20 protein-coding genes, 1 tRNA gene and 2 pseudogenes are annotated in these 17,124 nt (G+C 37.1%); 14 read left to right on the forward strand and 9 right to left on the reverse strand.

Going from position 1 to position 17,124, the window contains the following annotated elements; translation table 11 throughout:
• The first annotated feature begins 26 nt into the window (after positions 1 to 26).
• The 3 genes from DWZ47_RS21560 to DWZ47_RS21570 all read left to right on the forward strand — a co-directional run bounded on the left by DWZ47_RS21560 (position 27) and on the right by DWZ47_RS21570 (position 3,022).
• A tRNA-Asp gene (locus DWZ47_RS21560) sits at positions 27 to 100 on the forward strand.
• A 243-nt stretch (positions 101 to 343) separates the two neighbouring features.
• The gene (locus tag DWZ47_RS21565) at positions 344 to 1,576 is read left to right on the forward strand and encodes a site-specific integrase (protein WP_117514638.1); all 1,233 of its coding nucleotides are present in this window, start codon (positions 344 to 346) and stop codon (positions 1,574 to 1,576) included.
• 120 nt (positions 1,577 to 1,696) lie between these two features.
• The gene (locus tag DWZ47_RS21570; protein WP_117514639.1) at positions 1,697 to 3,022 is read left to right on the forward strand and encodes a hypothetical protein; all 1,326 of its coding nucleotides are present in this window, start codon (positions 1,697 to 1,699) and stop codon (positions 3,020 to 3,022) included.
• Between the two features lie 278 nt (positions 3,023 to 3,300).
• On the opposite strand, the gene DWZ47_RS21575 is transcribed toward DWZ47_RS21570, so the two are convergent.
• The 4 genes from DWZ47_RS21575 to DWZ47_RS21590 are packed head-to-tail and all read right to left on the reverse strand — an operon-like array spanning position 3,301 to position 4,576.
• Complete coding sequence (locus tag DWZ47_RS21575) at positions 3,301 to 3,594, reverse strand: helix-turn-helix domain-containing protein (protein ID WP_117514641.1); 294 nt, start codon at positions 3,592 to 3,594, stop codon at positions 3,301 to 3,303.
• Between the two features lie 59 nt (positions 3,595 to 3,653).
• The gene (locus DWZ47_RS21580) at positions 3,654 to 3,956 is read right to left on the reverse strand and encodes a DUF3876 domain-containing protein (RefSeq protein ID WP_117514643.1); all 303 of its coding nucleotides are present in this window, start codon (positions 3,954 to 3,956) and stop codon (positions 3,654 to 3,656) included.
• Between the two features lie 18 nt (positions 3,957 to 3,974).
• Complete coding sequence (locus DWZ47_RS21585; protein WP_117514645.1) at positions 3,975 to 4,280, reverse strand: helix-turn-helix domain-containing protein; 306 nt, start codon at positions 4,278 to 4,280, stop codon at positions 3,975 to 3,977.
• A complete protein-coding gene (locus DWZ47_RS21590; protein ID WP_008777164.1) occupies positions 4,277 to 4,576 on the reverse strand; it encodes a DUF3408 domain-containing protein in 300 nt (99 codons plus the stop codon). Before DWZ47_RS21590 ends, DWZ47_RS21585 begins: the two co-directional genes overlap by 4 nt.
• Positions 4,577 to 5,067: 491 nt before the next feature.
• Between DWZ47_RS21590 and mobA the strand changes: the two are divergent.
• A pseudogene (mobA, locus tag DWZ47_RS21595) lies at positions 5,068 to 5,516 on the forward strand (conjugal transfer protein MobA).
• A gap of 72 nt (positions 5,517 to 5,588) precedes the next feature.
• On the opposite strand, the gene DWZ47_RS21600 reads toward mobA, so the two are convergent.
• The 3 genes from DWZ47_RS21600 to DWZ47_RS21610 form a co-directional block, all read right to left on the reverse strand.
• Positions 5,589 to 5,909: a helix-turn-helix domain-containing protein gene (locus DWZ47_RS21600; protein WP_117514647.1), complete on the reverse strand. Its 321-nt coding sequence runs from the start codon at positions 5,907 to 5,909 to the stop codon at positions 5,589 to 5,591.
• A gap of 156 nt (positions 5,910 to 6,065) precedes the next feature.
• Positions 6,066 to 6,707, reverse strand: coding sequence for an RteC domain-containing protein (locus DWZ47_RS21605; RefSeq protein ID WP_117514649.1), 642 nt, complete (start codon positions 6,705 to 6,707; stop codon positions 6,066 to 6,068).
• Between the two features lie 31 nt (positions 6,708 to 6,738).
• Positions 6,739 to 7,230, reverse strand: coding sequence for a hypothetical protein (locus DWZ47_RS21610; RefSeq protein WP_117514651.1), 492 nt, complete (start codon positions 7,228 to 7,230; stop codon positions 6,739 to 6,741).
• Between the two features lie 153 nt (positions 7,231 to 7,383).
• Here DWZ47_RS21610 and DWZ47_RS21615 point away from each other — a divergent pair, with 153 nt between their 5' ends.
• Positions 7,384 to 8,151: a LuxR C-terminal-related transcriptional regulator gene (locus DWZ47_RS21615; protein WP_117514653.1), complete on the forward strand. Its 768-nt coding sequence runs from the start codon at positions 7,384 to 7,386 to the stop codon at positions 8,149 to 8,151.
• Positions 8,152 to 8,172: 21 nt separating this feature from the next.
• A complete protein-coding gene (locus DWZ47_RS21620) occupies positions 8,173 to 8,535 on the forward strand; it encodes a hypothetical protein (RefSeq protein WP_117514655.1) in 363 nt (120 codons plus the stop codon).
• A gap of 258 nt (positions 8,536 to 8,793) precedes the next feature.
• Here the strand turns inward: DWZ47_RS21620 and DWZ47_RS21625 are convergent, their stop codons facing one another.
• Together DWZ47_RS21625 and DWZ47_RS21630 are read right to left on the reverse strand one after the other, a co-directional pair.
• A complete protein-coding gene (locus tag DWZ47_RS21625) occupies positions 8,794 to 9,798 on the reverse strand; it encodes a beta-ketoacyl-ACP synthase III (protein ID WP_032844515.1) in 1,005 nt (334 codons plus the stop codon).
• Positions 9,799 to 10,269: 471 nt separating this feature from the next.
• Positions 10,270 to 10,586 (reverse strand): annotated as a pseudogene (locus DWZ47_RS21630) (DnaB-like helicase C-terminal domain-containing protein); the annotation flags it as partial.
• 320 nt (positions 10,587 to 10,906) lie between these two features.
• On the opposite strand from DWZ47_RS21630, the gene DWZ47_RS21640 reads away from it, so the two are divergent.
• The 8 genes from DWZ47_RS21640 to DWZ47_RS21675 all read left to right on the forward strand — a co-directional run bounded on the left by DWZ47_RS21640 (position 10,907) and on the right by DWZ47_RS21675 (position 17,074).
• Positions 10,907 to 11,314: a hypothetical protein gene (locus DWZ47_RS21640; RefSeq protein ID WP_004300432.1), complete on the forward strand. Its 408-nt coding sequence runs from the start codon at positions 10,907 to 10,909 to the stop codon at positions 11,312 to 11,314.
• 112 nt (positions 11,315 to 11,426) lie between these two features.
• Entirely contained in the window at positions 11,427 to 11,834 is a 408-nt protein-coding gene (locus DWZ47_RS21645) for a hypothetical protein (RefSeq protein WP_004300433.1), read from the forward strand.
• A 3-nt stretch (positions 11,835 to 11,837) separates the two neighbouring features.
• Positions 11,838 to 13,142 carry a DUF3440 domain-containing protein gene (locus DWZ47_RS21650; protein WP_004300434.1) on the forward strand — a complete coding sequence of 435 codons (1,305 nt, stop codon included), beginning with the start codon at positions 11,838 to 11,840 and terminating at the stop codon, positions 13,140 to 13,142.
• Positions 13,139 to 13,681 carry an IbrB-like domain-containing protein gene (locus DWZ47_RS21655; RefSeq protein WP_004300435.1) on the forward strand — a complete coding sequence of 181 codons (543 nt, stop codon included), beginning with the start codon at positions 13,139 to 13,141 and terminating at the stop codon, positions 13,679 to 13,681. Before DWZ47_RS21650 ends, DWZ47_RS21655 begins: the two co-directional genes overlap by 4 nt.
• A 425-nt stretch (positions 13,682 to 14,106) precedes the next feature.
• A complete protein-coding gene (locus DWZ47_RS21660; RefSeq protein ID WP_004318544.1) occupies positions 14,107 to 14,406 on the forward strand; it encodes a hypothetical protein in 300 nt (99 codons plus the stop codon).
• 188 nt (positions 14,407 to 14,594) lie between these two features.
• Positions 14,595 to 14,960: a hypothetical protein gene (locus tag DWZ47_RS21665; RefSeq protein ID WP_004300437.1), complete on the forward strand. Its 366-nt coding sequence runs from the start codon at positions 14,595 to 14,597 to the stop codon at positions 14,958 to 14,960.
• A gap of 21 nt (positions 14,961 to 14,981) precedes the next feature.
• A complete protein-coding gene (locus DWZ47_RS21670) occupies positions 14,982 to 15,554 on the forward strand; it encodes a DUF3575 domain-containing protein (RefSeq protein ID WP_004300438.1) in 573 nt (190 codons plus the stop codon).
• Between the two features lie 8 nt (positions 15,555 to 15,562).
• Positions 15,563 to 17,074 (forward strand): DUF3868 domain-containing protein, encoded by a 1,512-nt coding sequence (locus tag DWZ47_RS21675; protein WP_117514660.1) that lies wholly within the window; start codon positions 15,563 to 15,565, stop codon positions 17,072 to 17,074.
• Positions 17,075 to 17,124 lie beyond the last annotated feature (50 nt).

The raw sequence follows: 17,124 nt of genomic DNA on the forward strand, positions 1-17,124 counted from the left end.
GAGAGAGATGCTTTAGTGAATATTTTGGTGCGTTAGTTCAGTTGGTTAGAATACATGCCTGTCACGCATGGGGTCACGGGTTCGAGTCCCGTACGCACCGCGAAAGTAAATAGCAAATTAAAGCAAAGCTCTGAAATTCAAGGATTTCAGAGCTTTTTCTTTTTCTCTGCTTCGGCAAAAAATAGCGGTTTCAGGCAGTTCTCACGTGGCTTATTCGTGGGACTTTTTGAAAGCCGTTTTTGCTCCCACGAATTGACGCATTTGTCTTTGATTGTCAGCTTTTTGCGTAGCTGGTTTTTGAGTGTAGCAAACTAATTTTGTACCACTTAAAAATCAAAGAATTATGGGAGCAGTGAAAAGAAACACACTAAGCGTATTGTTCATCATCAAGAAAGCGAAACTTCTGAAAAACGGTGAAGCTCCTATCTGTATGCGCATCACCGTAAACAAACGAGTAGCCGAAGTTATGATTAAACGGAGCATTCCTGTAGATTTATGGAATCAGAAAAAGGAATGTTCCAAAGGAAAAGACCGTGTAGCCACTGAACTAAACTACTATATTAATACGGTTCGTGCCAAAGTATTACAGATACACCGTGAACTGGAAATAGACAACAAGCCAATAACAGCTGATACAATTAAGGATTGTTTCTACGGACGGGATAAGGTACAGCGTAGCTTGCTGGAGGTGTATGCAGAGCATAACGAAAAATGTCGTGCCCTGATTGGCAAGGAATATACAGAAAGCACCGTTACCAAGTTTGATACTTCCATAAACCGGCTGAAAGAATATATCCGCAGTTGTTACCACTGTGATGATATAATGTTGGCAGAACTGGACGGGCAATTTATCCGTGATTTTGATTTTTGGCTGAAAACGGAGAAGCATTGCCAAAACAATTCCGCATTGAAACATTTGAAGAACTTGAAAAAGGTTGTTCGCATTGCTTTGGCTAATGACTGGATAAAGAAAGACCCGTTTTACGGCATCCACTTCAAGCAGGAGGAAGTAAATGTAGAGTTTCTCTCACGTGAAGAACTGGATATTCTGATGAACAAGGAATTTGCTATCAAACGGCTGGAGCAGGTAAGAGATATTTTTATCTTTTGCTGTTTTACTGCACTTGCTTTCGTGGATGTGCAGCAGTTAAGCCGTGAACACCTGATAAAAGACAATAACGGTGCTTTGTGGATACGCAAGGCACGACAGAAAACCAATCAGATGTGTAATATTCCTGTTTTATCCATTCCTCAAAGGATATTGAGGAAATATGAAGATAATGTAGAGTGCATAAAAAAAGGAGTACTTTTGCCTGTAATCAGTAATCAACGCATGAACGCCTATTTAAAAGAAATTGCTGATGTATGCGGCATAGCCAAACGGCTGACCACTCATGTTGCCCGTCATACTGCGGCTACAGTTGTTTTTCTCGCTAATGATGTATCAATGGAAAATGTATCTAAGATTTTGGGACATTCCAATATCAGAACGACACAGCATTATGCACGGATATTGGATAGCTCCATTATGCGTGATATGATAAACGTAGAAAAAAACTTTAATAGAAAACAGTAGATGTTCGCTTTTTATCAATAAATTTCTAACGAGTATTTTGATAATATATATAATAACTATATCTTTGGTAAGCAGCAGATAATTGTATTTGTGATATTATTATATAAGCACTTATTTTTTATGAATACGACAACAAAGAGCATAAGGACTTGGAAGAACAAAGAAGGAAATCTTTGTTTTAGCTATAATATGAAACAACCAATGGAGAAACCATTAATAATTATAATTATAGGTGCATGTATTGGAACTGTGATACTTGCTGAATATCTATGCTTTAATACTACCTATAGTTTATTTCCCCTACTGTTTTTATTTATGTTTACTTTTATGTACTGGTGTGTTTATCCATGTAAAGATAATGAAGTGGTAGAGGAGATGATGATGAACAAAAATGTGAACTTACGTCTGCATAATGAATTAAAAAGGTATGATAAAAACGTCTATGAAGTGAAGCGTAAATTCCATCAAGATACAAAAGGTACATACGGTATTATAACTGGTACTTATATGTTAGTGTTATTATCTAATGGAGAAATTTTAGAATATGAATTGAAGTATCATAAGCCTACAAAAACAGAACATGCATATCATGAGTTTATAAAAAGGCCCATACAATGTATAAATCCTGAACATAAAAAAGTTATAGAAATAAGGAGTCTTATTAAATGGTGGACACAGATTACAATACCCGAAAAAGTAAAACTTTCATTAATTATACTCGCATTTGTTAGCATAGGTATTGCTCTAACTTCTTTATACTCATGGATAATAATAAAATTAGAATGGAAAGCCATTGTTTTTTTTATTGGATATATCGTTATATTTATGCTTTTACAATCACTAATCAGTAAGAGTAAAAATAGAATAGTAAAGACAATTAATTTTGCAATTTCTTTACCAATAGTAATTACTAAGATATTGTTCAATTTAATGCATCCAACAATAATAGTTTTAATGAGCTACATGTGCCTGGGGGCATATGCATTTGGAGTACCTATAGTAATTGTGATAGTTTTAAACTTCTTGCTTGGTCTGAATATTTCATGGGAAACTATGTTTTTCATTACACTTGCAATAGGTTCTATTATCAGTGTTCACGGGGCAAAATTTATTCATTGGATGATAAAAGAACACTCTCCATTGAAGAATTGGGAAAACCATAAATATGAAGCTGTTCAGACTGAATTAGCTCTCTATGTTATCAATAAGAATAATGTGAATTTTCTTATTTATTTAGCATACTTCTTATTTCTCTCTATATCAGGATTAATACAAATACAGTATAATGAACCACTGATAACAACTAATATTGATAGTGCGATATTGAAAGCTTTTCTTGTTTTCATAGCCTTCTCAAATATGGTCAATAAATCAAAAGATGTCGAAATAAAGACAAAGCCATTGTTAGACAAGATGATTAGATTGATAACGACACATGATGAATAATAGATTTTGCTATTTCGTAATATGATAAACCATAAATTTACTATAAGTATTCATTCTGTAAATAGACTTTCCGAAGCTGAATAAAACATTAACAAAGGTAAGCTCCGTATTCCGTCCGTTCAAGTCCAAGCCCTACGGGTTTGAAAGAAAATCTCCACGCCTGCGCTACGCTCCGGGTAGTATTTTCTTCCAAAGGCTTGCACAGACGGATTACTACACTGGTAGAGTTAATGTTCTTAGTCAGTTTCGGAAAAAATGTATTTTTTTAGGACGGTAGGTCATTCCTGTCGTTCCTTGTTGTAATAGGTCTGCAAAAGCCGTTCTATATCGCTTTCACGGTAGATTATTTTGCCTTTTATCTGAATATAAGGGATAACGCCCGTATCTCTCCATTCTTGCAGCGTCCGGATGCTTACTTTCAAATATTTGGATGCTGCCCGGTTGCTTAGAAACTTTTCGCCGTTCAGGTGTGGTTTGCTTTCTTTTGCCAGTTTACCGATACCCTCTAACATTCTTTCCATAGACTGAAAGAAATCTTTAATTATCTCACTGTTGCCGTTTATCAGTTCCATATTGTTATATCGTTTTATTGGTTTATAATTGGTTTAAATGATGACAGGCACACACCTTGTCAGTTACGCAGATACTCGCCATAGTAAGATAAGGAAATACTATCTTTGACCGCATCATAGCTTATATAAAGCCGTTTAAAGGCTTCAACGATGAAGTAACGGCTATCTTCTTTCTGTATCTCGTAAACGGCTGGTTTTGCCTGTCCGTTATCCGATACATGGAGCATCGAAAGGAAATACTTTCTCTTGCTTTGGTATATCATCACCGTAGGATGAAGATTTAAACTTTCCCATATTCCGACAATAACAGACAATTTGAATGACTGGTTTACTCCTGTATTATTTTCTTCTTTCTTTTTCATAGGGCAATATTTATTTATTTATTTATTGTTTGATTTATAATTCGCTTTCTTGTTTTCCGTACATTCTGCAATCAGTCTTTCAATATCGGCAGATTTATAGTACAGTTTATTACCGATTTGGGAGTAACCCAATTTGCCACTGTCCCGGTAGTTCTGCAAACTTCGGATGCTGATACCGAGCAGGGCGCACACTTCACGACCTGACAACCATTTCTCCGGCTGGTGGGTATTCTCTTTACAAATCCGTTCCACCTGACTGACGAAACCGGAGAACCGCCCACATACTTGTTTAAAAGTCTGTTCCTCAATAGTTACGATATTCATACATCTTTTTCTTTTGGCTGGTTGAATATTCCTTTTTGTATTTCTTCCCGGTAGAGAGCCGAAAGGACATCATTGTGCGCACCTAAATGTTCTTCCAGTACGTTATCAATGAAATTTCCGATGCTTACTTGTTTGTTTGTAATCACGCCTACAATCTGAACGATACGTTTTTGTATCTCTCCGCTTATGTACACGCTTTGACGGTTGCAAACCGACCGTTTTTTAAGGAACACCGATTTATAACTTTCCCGTTCCTTACTTGCTGTTTCTTGTAATGATTGTTTTACTTCTTCCATACATTTAATTTTTAATGATTTATAAATAAGTTGATTGATTCCCGATACTGATTGAAAAAATGCAAGCCAGTTTTATAACTATGTCCCTTTATCTTTAAATAGCTTTCAAACATGGTTTAAAACTATATTCGGACCTTGTTTTACTGTCTTATATATTGCCACCACTCAATCATTTTTCAGCAAAGAAAGAGGTGAAAACAAACGCTTTTAAAAATGGGGTTACTTTGTCTGTTTATGTCACAATTTGGCGCAACTGCCTATATTTCGGGAGGGAATTACTGTCTGTAATTTTGCAACTGATAAACAGACAGAGGATAAAGCCAAACCGCTTGCTTTTGCAATCTGACTATAGGGAAGATTTTTGTTATCACATGATAACAGCAAGTTGTGTTTTGAGACCCGCGCTTCGCTTTTTGTGCCTCAAAACCTTGCCACCTTTTAAGGTGGTTGGTTTTACTCCGAAGTCGTAAAATCAGTAAATAATTATCATTATGGAACAGAAAAAGAAGCCATTTAACAAAGGTGGGCGCAAGCCTAAACTTGACCCACGAACACACCGCTATTCTCTTAATTTAGACGATGTGGAGAACGCTAAGTTCTTAGCCTTTTACGACCAATCAGGCTACAAGGTAAAGGCGCATTTAATTAAGAACTGTATTTTCGGGAAATCGTTTAAGGTGCTTAGAATTGATAAAAGCAAGGTAGATTATTACATCCAACTCTCCCAATTGTTTTCACAATTCAGGAGCATAGCATACTGTATAACCAAACGGTGAAAGAACTCCATTCCAATTTTGCGGAAAAGAAAGCACTTGCCTTGCTTTACAAACTGGAACGATACACTGTTGAACTGGTAAAGACGAACCAGCAGATTATTGCGCTTACCAAACAGTTTGAAGCATCTTATAAGGAAGAGGGAACAATATCAGCAGGGAAGTAAATACAGACTTGCCAAAAGAAAAACATCCCGAAACTGCCACGTGTACAGCTCCGGGATGAATTTCACTCTTACTTACTTCGCTCCGTGTTCTTTCTCGAACTTTCGGAGCGTGCCCACATTGAACCGTTCCTTTATGAACTCACGCACATCGGAAGCCCGGTAGTAGGCTTTTCCGCTAATCATCATAAAGGGCAGCAGTTTTTTGCTTCTTAATCTCTGTAATGTCCGGGTACTGACTTTGAACAGCAGGCATAAATCCTGATTATCCAAAAGTTTGTCATTCGGCATTACTTCTGGGTTGGTTTGCAAACTCTTTACATCTTTGCCGACTTCTTCCAGTTTATCAAGTAGCTTTTGCATCCAGTCTTTCAACTCGTAACTATCTACATACATATTGCTTCATTTTTCAGGTTATACACTAATGCTTACCAATCGATTGATGAAGCAAAGTTCGGAAAAGGGAAGCAAAGGAAATGGGGGAATGGTACACCTAATCCCCCATAAATAATTTGTAGTACGTTGATTATCAATATAACAGAAAATTCCTTTTTACAAATGGTTATAACCATTATCTCTGCTCTTTTTTATAATAGCGACTTTCAAGCTATCTAAAAATTCTGTTATTTTAGTAGGTTGCCTTTTGATAACCGCAATTTCTTTTTTGTATATATCTCCAAAATTAATGTTGAACATCTTTTCAAAAATCCGGGCAACATCACTTAAAAATATGTCCTTGTTATCAATCCGAACTATTCCATCTTTGATGTAAAAAATACCACAAACCAATTCCATTATATCTACAATTTTAATAACCTCATTGTTTAAGTAGAATGGAGATTTCCAATCAGATTCTATATTGATGAAAAATTTTGGATATTCCATTTGGCGATAGATTAGTTCTTGCTCCATATTTATTAAAGACAAGAGTTTATCAAGATATATAATTTTCAGTTTACTATTTTCAGTAGGAGAAGTTTCTTCTAATGCTTTTATTGTTCCAAAATCTATATAACTCATATTTAATTGCCTGATACGTATTTTATTATCATGCTCTTTATTGAGATAATCGAATAAATCTTCAACAAATTCAAGATATGCAGAAGTTATTTCTTCTATCACAGATTTTTCCTTTTGGCAAGGATGCTTTAGCAATTTATATATTTGCTTTTCTGTTAAATCCCATTTTGGCATAATCTTTCTTAGAAGACAAAGTGTAATTGTTTTATAAGTATTTTGCTATCTTCTGCCATTTTTTCTGCCTATGTTTATAAAATTTAAGCGTCCACCAAGCGGCAAGAGCTGTTAAACCACCTGCATATAAATCAACCATATCTGTATATCTTGTTACATTAGGAGAAATTTCTTCCATGTTGATATAATGATTCCATATAGTTACTTTTTTATTATACTCATTTGTTACTATCTCTCCTGTGCTTTTATCCATTTTGATTACGTTTATTGTATGTTTTCCTACTGGAATAAATCCATGTAGGAACATTTTAAAGCAAAAAGATTTCCCTTCTTTCCAAGTAGGAGAAGTATTATCATAAGATACAAAACTGGCTTTTGGCTTGCAAATTTCTCTTAAGGTATCAATATCCTGAATTTTACACCAAATATTTTCCCTGTTAGCTTCAAACTCAGAAGTAACAACTACTCTACGTCCTACAACCTCTTTTCCGTCACGTGTCATTAAACAAATTTTCTTTATCATACTACATGAATTAAAATATTAAACATCTATTTATCTTATACTTATACTGATTTCATTATCTTTGTACAAAGATAGAAGCAATAGACTCTAAAGGCAATAGTCATTTATAATGAGAGAACGCGTAAATATCTAATAATCAGACATTTTTAAAATATGATAATTGAGGAAATTGAGAAGCAAATAATAAACTTACTCCCGACATCAAACATACTACTTGATGAGGTAGACTATTCCATTCTCGAAGAAAGGAAAAAGGACTGGAAAAAACTCTCGGAAGTTACGCACAGTATTGTGTTGGCGTTTGATTGCTACACTAAAAAATTTGTATTTGTTTCTGATAACATTCCTGAATTATATGGGCTTGATTCCCATAGATTGTTTATTGACGGGCATCAGCCAGTAGTAGAGGTTATACATCCGGATGATATATACTACGGATTACTTGTAAGAAAGAAAATCTATTCGATATTGAGTTCGTTCTCTAATGAAGAAAAAATGAACTATAAAGCCATTCATGAAATGCGGGTGAGGAATCTACGAGGTGAATATATCCGTATAATAGAGCAGGAACAGGTCATTGAGTTGGATAAATCAGGCAATATTTGGCTTATGCTGTCGGTTATTGATGTTGACGCAAGCCATGAATCAGAAATTATTAAAAGCCACCTATATAACTTTAAAACTGGAGAACAGATTTATATAGATTTATCTGATACATTGGATGAACCTTTAACAAATAGAGAGTTGGAGGTTTTGCGTTTGATGAAGCAAGGCTTGTTAAGTAAAGAGATAGCAAACACTTTGAAAGTTAGCATCAATACGGTGAATACTCATAGACAAAATATATTGCAAAAGCTAAAAGCCAATAATTCGATTGAGGCTGTAAATTTTGCTCAAAGGTTAGGTTTGTTCAATAAGTAAATATCATATAATAGTAATAAAATGGAAAATAAAAATGTTACAATAGTAGATTTGTTTATAGATATTCTGTCTAAAAATAAAGATACACAATCGCAAAATATGGTAAAATGTTTAAAAGTTTTCATTCGCATTCCTGAATGCGCCGAATTTTTAAATGTTATTATTATTAATGCAATGGGATATAAATCTCAAATAAAATCCACAACGGTAGATAAAGCTGTTGAATGTATAATTAATCAGTCTAATATTAGAGTAGATGAAGATAATTCCCTTGATGAACATCAAAAACAGCAAATTAAGAAAGATAATGAAATCATATTAAGAATGTGTGCAGACATCACCAAGAATAAGTTAAAGGAAACTGAACAACTTATTGAAGATTAATTTGCCTAAAAGCAGAAATACATTCTAAATATTACTATCTTTGCACCAACTCAAACAACCACCGCAACACCAAGCAATCTAAAGAATTGCGCACGTGGGGTTATTAGTGGGAGAAAGATTTTAGAGATTGCTAAGATATTGAGTATGTGAAGAATAAAACTAAGGTTCATCTTCCGTACGCACCGCATTAGGAAATAAAAAATCCTCTGATTTACTGAAAATCAGAGGATTTTTTATTTTGAAGATAGCGAATAATCGCTATCTCTTTTTTCCATCATATCCCCATTTCACATAGATGGCTCCCCATGCAAATCCTGCTCCAAATGCAGTAAGAATTAGGTTATCTCCTTTTTTGAATTTATCTTCAAAATCCCAAAGGCAGAGTGAGAGAGTGCCGGCACTAGTGTTACCGTATCGTTCGATGTTGACCATGACCTTTTCGACAGGAACTTCCAAACGTTGTGTTACGGCGGTGATAATACGTTGATTAGCCTGATGAGGAATTACCCAGTCGATGTTTTCTTTGCTTAGATGGTTTCTTGCAATGATAGATTCACAGGCATCAGCCATGTTGGATACTGCATATTTGAATACAGTACGTCCTTCCTGATAGATATAATGCATTTGATTATCCAATGTATAATAAGAAGGAGTACATATAGAGCCACCCGCTTTAATGTGCAAAAAAGGCAATCCTTTACCATCTGTTCTTAACACAGCATCCATAATGCCAAAATCTTCAGTAGTAGGTTCAAGCATGACAGCTGCTCCGCCATCACCGAAAATCGGACAAGTTGCCCGGTCGGCATAATTTATTATTGACGACATCTTTTCAGCGCCTACAACTACCACTTTCTTGTAATTTCCAGAACGGATAAAATTGGCTCCAGTCTCAAGTGCATATAAAAAACCGCTGCAAACAGCTTGCATGTCAAAAGCAAAAGCTCTTTTCAGTCCCAGTCTTTCACATAAAATAGAAGCCGTGGAAGGAAAGCGGTAGTCAGGGGTTGTTGTAGCTACAATTATCAGATCAATATCATCCGGATTTGTTCGGGTGCGTTTTATTAACTGTTTGACAGCTTTACGAGCTATGTAAGAAGTTCCCAGTCCTTCCTCTTTCAAAATACGTCTTTCCTTAATACCAATACGCCCCATAATCCATTCGTCGGTAGTATCTACCATTTTGGAAATCTCATCATTGGTCAAGATGTAATCGGGTACATATCCTCCGACTCCTGTAATTACTGCGTTTATTTTTTCCATTCGTTTTATCTAGTTTTGGTAAATTGAATAAGGAGGTTCATTCGAAAATCAAAAATGCGGGCGCAAATATATGGAAAAGAGACCGAATTCCAATAGTAGTTTGTGAAACTGTAGCCTTTTTAATTAATAAAAAGGAATATTTGACCAAATTTTGTCTAATTTTTTAGCAGGCAATTTTTGTTTAAATGAATGAGTTGTTGTAAATAATTGATTCATAGGTAATTGTGAATGTTGCTCCGGTATTGCTAACTACGAAGTTTGTCAAACAACTCGTCATTGTATAAAGATGACTTATTGGTTAGAGACTATTTAAATTTTATGCAAATCATATTTTCGCTTCCTTTCTTGTCTTGCAGGTTCAAGATTTTTTTGATGACTTGCAAATGTGTGTTCTTCTAAATCCATACTGCCATCGGTAATGTATGGTAATAGTCAGTTATTCATCAAGAAAAATATTGTATATGTGAAAATATACACAGCGATATGATAACCGGCAGAAGCTGCAGTACGTGCCAGATGCAGTGCAAATGCTGTTTTACCTACCGCAGGACGGGCAGCAATAACGATCTCCTCACCGGGTTGCCAGCCGCATGTCACCCGGTCAAGGTCGGCAAATCCAGTAGTCAGTCCTGTAGCACTGTTCTTGTTGCTGGTCATGCGGGCCTCTATCAACTTATAGTGTCCTCTATGAGTTGTGACGTGGAACGGAGATGTTTGGCAGTACCACATTCATTTTCCAATCGGTCGAGGAGGGTATGGGCATTTGCCAGCGTATCGTCTATATCAGTTATCCTGATAGTTGGGAAAATAAGCCACTGCCATCTCGGATAGTACGTGGCAACCGTGAAGCAGCCAGTCAAAAGATTGATTATCCATTGTTTAAAATATTTTAGTACGCCGCAAAATTATGACTCGTTTCATTGGATGAAAAAAACGTTTTTCTGATGCTGGTAATTTAAATGTAAAATAAGTATGAATATTTTTAAATAAAAATCTAATTATTTAAACAATCTTTTCTATATTTGCATTCGATATTAGATTTTATATGGCAGTTTTGTCGATTAATAATCAGTAATATCAAACCATTTATATATAACTAAATTTTATAATGTTGAAAGGAATAGAAATAATAAAAGATCGTTTACAACGAAAGCGAAAACAGTACATCCATCAGGGAGAGAAAATAGAACAAATGAAGTGTACAATGCAAAACACCGGTGAGGAAATTGAGCAACTGGAATATGTGCTTAATGAGATGGAGCATATAGCGGATGTAAATCGTGCGCCACGAGTGATTCCAAATGCTAGGGTGGAGGAGGTGTTTGCATATCTCTGCCGGGTGTTTGAGTTTTTGCAGCACCGTTTAAAGCTGCATTTCAAATATAAATTGGCATGCGAAGTCATCTTTGCCTACTATCAGTTTAAAAGTCGGTTGCATACTCCTGGACGGGAATATTTAAGCTTTGCAACTATACTGACTTACTTTAAACGTGAAAGAGGAATGGCGTATGGGTGATTTCAAAAATATCGAAATATAGAGATAATAGTGTGAAAAACAAATGTTTTAGGAACAGAAATGACGAATTTGATATTTTTTCCTTATTTTTGTGTGTCCATTTTTGAATGATATGATACAGATAATACGATTAAAAGGAAAAGACAAACACTTATATCGGCTTTTAGCGCCGATGGTGATGGATCCCGAAGTGATACGCGCAAACAATAATTACCCTTTCAAGACGGGCGAAGAGTATGTGTGGTTCATTGCGATTGAAGATAAAGAAGTGGTGGGCTTCGTCCCCGTGGAACAGAAAAGCCGGAAGAAAGCTGTAATCAATAATTATTATGTGAAGGCAGAAGGCACCGTACGGGAGGAAATCCTGTCACATCTGTTGCCCGCTATCGTTGCGGAATTTAGGCCCGAGAGTTGGTTGCTCAATTCGGTCACACTGGTACAAGATAAAGGAACATTTGAAAAGTTTGAATTTGTATCGATGGACAAGAAATGGACACGGTATGTAAAAATGTATAGATAACTTATGACGAAAAAGAAAATAGCAGGCACAAAGAATGTATATGAATTAGCACAAGAACGACTGAAAGTTATATTTAATGAATTTGATAATATATATGTGTCATTCTCCGGAGGTAAAGACAGCGGGGTACTGCTGAATATGTGTATCGATTATATCCGGAAGAATAACCTGAAGGTACGTTTGGGAGTTTTTCACATGGATTATGAGATCCAGTATAAAATGACCATCGACTATGTAGACCGGATGCTGGAGGCCAATAAGGATATTTTGGATGTATACCGGGTATGCATCCCTTTCCGTGTGGCTACCTGCACCTCGATGTATCAATCTTTTTGGCGTCCGTGGGAAGACAGCAAAAAGAATATATGGGTTCGTTCCATGCCGAAAAAGGCAATGACCAAAGAAGATTTTCCTTTTTATAATACAACCATGTGGGATTATGAATTTCAGATGCGTTTTGCGCAATGGATACATAATAAAAAAGATGCAGTGCGCACTTGTTGTCTGATCGGGATTCGTACACAGGAAAGTTTCAATCGGTGGAGATGTATCTATATGAGCCGTAAATTCCAGATGTATCATAAATATAAATGGACTTCAAAAGTAGGGAATGATATTTATAATGCCTACCCTATTTATGACTGGAAAACAACGGATGTATGGACTGCCAATGGAAAATTCCAGTGGGATTATAATGTTTTATACGATCTTTATTATCGTGCCGGAGTCAATCTGGAGCGTCAGCGTGTAGCAAGTCCCTTTATTAATGAGGCACAAGAGAGCTTGCAGCTTTACCGGGTGCTTGATCCTAATACCTGGGGTAAAATGGTGGGAAGGGTGAACGGTGTGAACTTTACCGGTATGTATGGTGGTACTCATGCAATGGGATGGCAATCGGTGAAACTTCCCGAAGGATATACATGGCGCGAGTTTATGTATTTTTTGTTGTCTACTCTGCCGGAGCGGGCGAGGAAGAATTATCTACGGAAACTTTCAGTGAGCGTGAATTTCTGGCGGACAAAAGGCGGATGCCTGAGTGATGCCACCATCCAGAAGCTGATTGATGCGAAAGTACCGATTATCGTTATGGACAACAGTAACTACAAAACGTTGAAAAAACCGGTACGTATGGAATATCAGGATGATATTGACATTCCGGAATTCAAAGAAATACCCACGTATAAGCGAATGTGCGTTTGTATTCTTAAGAATGACCATGCCTGCAAATATATGGGATTCTCACCTACAAAGGAGGAGATGAGTAAGAGAAGTCAAATTATGGAACAATATAGAATCATAGTATCATGAGTGTAGATAAAAGCCCTGTTTACGAGGTAAAAGCGGTACCCGTAGAAAAAGTATATGCGAACGATTATAATCCGAATGTCGTTGCACCGCCTGAAATGAAGTTGCTGGAACTTTCTATTTGGGAAGATGGCTTTACGATGCCATGTGTATGTTACTACAATAAAGATGAAGACCGTTATATCCTGGTGGATGGTTACCATCGCTATACGGTATTGAAAACTTCCCAACGAATCTATAAGCGTGAAAACGGTTTGTTGCCGATTGTGGTGATAGACAAAGACTTGTCTAACCGTATGAGTTCAACAATCCGGCACAACCGTGCGCGTGGAATGCATAACATTGAATTGATGTGCAACATTGTTGCGGAGCTTGATAAGGCAGGTATGTCCGATCAATGGATAATGAAAAATATTGGTATGGATCGTGATGAATTGTTGCGCCTGAAACAAATTTCAGGACTTGCTGATCTGTTTGCTAATCGCGAATTCAGTATTCCTGATGAGGTGGCACCTACGGAAACTGAGCGTAAAACCTTATAATCTGATAGTTATATATATATACAGAAATTGAGCATTTTGTCATTTGGGCACAAATTATACAAGTTATTAGCTTATTTTGTTGTATAAAACAGCTAGTTATTCTGTCTAATTTGTGCCTAAGTTGTGTCTAAATGACACGAAAAACTATAACTTCCCTCTATTGTCCAAGTTTTTACGAAAGAAACTTGGGAATTTTAAAATGTTCGCATATCGAAAGAAATGAGGATATTGAGTATTTTTGTTGTGAATTTCGTAACCTTGTTGTTCGCTACCTACATAATTAGCCCCTTTATTCTAAGTTGATTCTCTGTAACAGAAATGAATACAATTTTGTATCTCCTTTAATATTCCGAAATTTGCAATATGAGATTTGGACAAAAAATATTGTCCTGAGAGAAAAGCAAAAAGAGAAGTAAGAGAGATATATGAGAAGTAGAAGAAAGTACATTAGAGAATTAATGAGAGAAATAACAAGACTTACAACCTGTTTTTTATATTTGATTTCTTTATTATCTGTGGTGGGGTGTGTGCAGGAGTTGAATGTGACCGGCACTCTCATCCAATTAACGCCAGAGGTGACAACTTGTGCGGATATATATGCCGGGTTGTTGATTAAACCATTGAGCAATCCATTGCTTGGCTCTCTGCCTTATAGTGACATTCAAGAAACTATTCCCATGAATTATATTATGTATGAGTCCGGCTTCAGAACAACACCTGTCTGAACATTCAAGGGACTTACAAAAGTCAAGACTCTTATTACAAGATACCGATAGTCACTTCCGTTGCTCTAGTGATAACATAGGTAACCATAGGTAACAGTGGGGGACTCTGACTGGTTGATGTGGTATGAAGAAGGACAAAGAGAAACAGGTGACAGGATGATGTATATCTAACATTAAAAACAGGAAATTTGGAAAAAGAAGTTCATATTAGACAAAGGAAAGCTGTTCCTGCTGCGGGAAGTACGCTTCAGCTCATGCCTACTGAAAATTCAAATTCGGAGGTATATGAAATCAATTATTTCTGCCTTACGGGCGAAGTGGATGAAAGTGCTAAAAATTGGATCCGTCTGTATTCTTCCGTAATGCCGGAGGAACATACAGGAGAAGAACGCATTATCGTTGAAGACGGTAAGATATATATTAAGGTATTGCCCAATATAGAGGCGGATTCCAGAAACGGAATCGTACATCTCACAACAATGGCGTCTTCCGTTAAAACGGGCATCAGTAATGTGCAACGCATAAAAATAGATGTTACTCAATTGGGGCAATAAATAACAGTAAATGTGATATAAATGAAGAAAGTTGCTATACTCATATTATTCATGCTCGGATGTGCTATTTCCGAGGGTTATGCCCAGAAGGTTGCGTTGAAAAGCAATCTGCTGTATGACGCTACCACTACCATGAATTTGGGGTTGGAGATCGGACTGGTGCGTAAATGGACGCTGGACATTCCGGTCAATTATAATCCGTGGAAACTTTCCGACGGCAAACGCCTCCGTCATTGGGGGATACAACCCGAAGTTCGTTACTGGTTTTGTGAGAGTTTTCGCCGTATGTTTATCGGAATGCACGGACATTATGCCGATTTCAATGTAGGAGGGTGGCCCGACTGGTCTTTTATCAGTGACAATATGCAGCATACGCGTTATCAGGGATATCTTTATGGCGGTGGCTTTTCCGTAGGATATTCGTGGATTCTGAAAAAACGCTGGAGTATAGAAACGTCTGTCGGAGTGGGATATGCGCACATTGTATATGACAAGTATCCTTGCGCTACCTGTGGTACGAGATTGAAGGAAAGCAGCAAAAATTATTTCGGACCTACCAAAGCAAGTGTGTCACTTATTTATGTAATTAAATAATAAGGAGTATGATAATAAGAAATATAGGTTTCCTTGTGTGTATGTTGGTGGTTTGCAGCCTGAATATAAACACAGCTATGGCTCAATCCCGCTCTTACGAAGGTGGCATTACCGTGAATCCGGTGCGGTTGGAACAGAAAGGTGATTTTATTCATGTCGATATAGATTTTGTTTTGAATAATGTGAAAGTGAAATCTGCCCGGGGAATGGATTTAATTCCGCGGCTGGTGACTTCCGGACGCACTCTGAATCTTCCGAAAGTTTCTATTAAAGGTCGTGACGAGTATTTGGCGTATGAGCGTGGGCTTGCGTTGATGAGCGCCAAGGAGAAGAGAAGCTACGAGAAGCCGTATATAGTGGAAAAAGCCGGAAAACTAAGAAATGATACGATTCGGTATCAATATCTGGTTCCGTTCGAATCATGGATGAAGGATGCGCGTCTGGACGTGCAGCGTGACGAATGTGGTTGCGGTGAAACGGCATTAATGAACATCGAGGAATTTGGCAAAGTGACGTTGGAACGTGTATGGACGCCTTACGTAGTGGCTCCTCAGTTTGCCTATCTGCAACCGAAAGCGGAAGAAATCAAACAACGGGATGTTCAAGCGGAATGTTTTCTGGATTTCGAGGTGAATAAAGTCAATATTCGTCCCGAATACATGAATAACCTTCAGGAGCTGGCTAAAATCCGGAAGATGATCGATGAGCTGAAGTCCGATCCGAATGTGAAAGTGAACCGTCTGGATATTATCGGTTATGCGTCTCCGGAAGGAACATTGGCAGCGAACAAACGTCTGTCTGAAGGACGTGCCATGGCGCTCCGGGATTATCTGGCATACAGATACGATTTTCCGAGAAACCAATACTACATTGTCTTTGGAGGTGAAAACTGGGACGGACTGGAGAAGGCGCTTGAAACAATCGAATTGGAATATAAAGACGAAGTGCTGGATATTATCAGGAACATACCTATTGAAAAAGGAAGAGAAACAAAACTGATGCAACTTCACGGAGGGACGCCTTACCGATACTTGTTGAAGTATATTTTCCCAAGTTTGCGTGTGGCTATCTGCAAAGTGAATTACGAAGTGAGGGATTTTAGTGTGGAGGAAGCAAAAGAGATTATCAAGACGCGTCCGCAGAATTTGAGCTTGAATGAAATGTTTCTGGTAGCTAATACCTATCCGACAGGCTCGCAAGAATTTATTGATGTGTTCGAAACGGCTGTCCGGATGTATCCGCAGAGTGAGATTGCAAATATAAATGCTGCTACTGCCGCTTTATCACGCAATGAATTGGTTTCGGCTGAACGTTATCTGGGCATGGTGAATTCGAATAAGAATTTGCCGGAATATAATAATGCTATGGGAATATTAATGTTAATGAAGGGAGATTATGAATCATCGAAGAAGTATTTGAAGTTTGCAGAGCAGTCAGGTCTGGATGCAGCTAGGGGCAATCTGGAAGAATTAGTCAGGAAGAAGGCTAATGCTGCTAAAATGAAAAAGAATGGTAAGTAAAACTTACTGATTAAGTGGGAAATTATATAAGTATTAATTCTAATATTTTT

The organism is Bacteroides sp. AF32-8BH, from assembly GCF_003435205.1.
Lineage (GTDB): Bacteria > Bacteroidota > Bacteroidia > Bacteroidales > Bacteroidaceae > Bacteroides > Bacteroides ovatus.

Excerpts from the sequence above, each read along its gene's own strand:
- DWZ47_RS21640 (WP_004300432.1), top strand. The coding sequence starts at position 10,907 with ATGTTGAAAGGAATAGAAATAATAAAAGATCGTTTACAACGAAAGCGA.
- DWZ47_RS21625 (WP_032844515.1), bottom strand. The coding sequence starts at position 9,798 with ATGGAAAAAATAAACGCAGTAATTACAGGAGTCGGAGGATATGTACCC.
- DWZ47_RS21565 (WP_117514638.1), top strand. The coding sequence starts at position 344 with ATGGGAGCAGTGAAAAGAAACACACTAAGCGTATTGTTCATCATCAAG.
- DWZ47_RS21615 (WP_117514653.1), top strand. The coding sequence starts at position 7,384 with ATGATAATTGAGGAAATTGAGAAGCAAATAATAAACTTACTCCCGACA.
- DWZ47_RS21660 (WP_004318544.1), top strand. The coding sequence starts at position 14,107 with ATGAGAAGTAGAAGAAAGTACATTAGAGAATTAATGAGAGAAATAACA.
- DWZ47_RS21650 (WP_004300434.1), top strand. The coding sequence starts at position 11,838 with ATGACGAAAAAGAAAATAGCAGGCACAAAGAATGTATATGAATTAGCA.
- DWZ47_RS21605 (WP_117514649.1), bottom strand. The coding sequence starts at position 6,707 with ATGCCAAAATGGGATTTAACAGAAAAGCAAATATATAAATTGCTAAAG.
- DWZ47_RS21655 (WP_004300435.1), top strand. The coding sequence starts at position 13,139 with ATGAGTGTAGATAAAAGCCCTGTTTACGAGGTAAAAGCGGTACCCGTA.
- DWZ47_RS21590 (WP_008777164.1), bottom strand. The coding sequence starts at position 4,576 with ATGGAAGAAGTAAAACAATCATTACAAGAAACAGCAAGTAAGGAACGG.
- DWZ47_RS21600 (WP_117514647.1), bottom strand. The coding sequence starts at position 5,909 with ATGTATGTAGATAGTTACGAGTTGAAAGACTGGATGCAAAAGCTACTT.
- DWZ47_RS21670 (WP_004300438.1), top strand. The coding sequence starts at position 14,982 with ATGAAGAAAGTTGCTATACTCATATTATTCATGCTCGGATGTGCTATT.
- DWZ47_RS21620 (WP_117514655.1), top strand. The coding sequence starts at position 8,173 with ATGGAAAATAAAAATGTTACAATAGTAGATTTGTTTATAGATATTCTG.
- DWZ47_RS21610 (WP_117514651.1), bottom strand. The coding sequence starts at position 7,230 with ATGATAAAGAAAATTTGTTTAATGACACGTGACGGAAAAGAGGTTGTA.
- DWZ47_RS21645 (WP_004300433.1), top strand. The coding sequence starts at position 11,427 with ATGATACAGATAATACGATTAAAAGGAAAAGACAAACACTTATATCGG.
- DWZ47_RS21575 (WP_117514641.1), bottom strand. The coding sequence starts at position 3,594 with ATGGAACTGATAAACGGCAACAGTGAGATAATTAAAGATTTCTTTCAG.
- DWZ47_RS21570 (WP_117514639.1), top strand. The coding sequence starts at position 1,697 with ATGAATACGACAACAAAGAGCATAAGGACTTGGAAGAACAAAGAAGGA.
- DWZ47_RS21580 (WP_117514643.1), bottom strand. The coding sequence starts at position 3,956 with ATGAAAAAGAAAGAAGAAAATAATACAGGAGTAAACCAGTCATTCAAA.
- DWZ47_RS21585 (WP_117514645.1), bottom strand. The coding sequence starts at position 4,280 with ATGAATATCGTAACTATTGAGGAACAGACTTTTAAACAAGTATGTGGG.
- DWZ47_RS21675 (WP_117514660.1), top strand. The coding sequence starts at position 15,563 with ATGATAATAAGAAATATAGGTTTCCTTGTGTGTATGTTGGTGGTTTGC.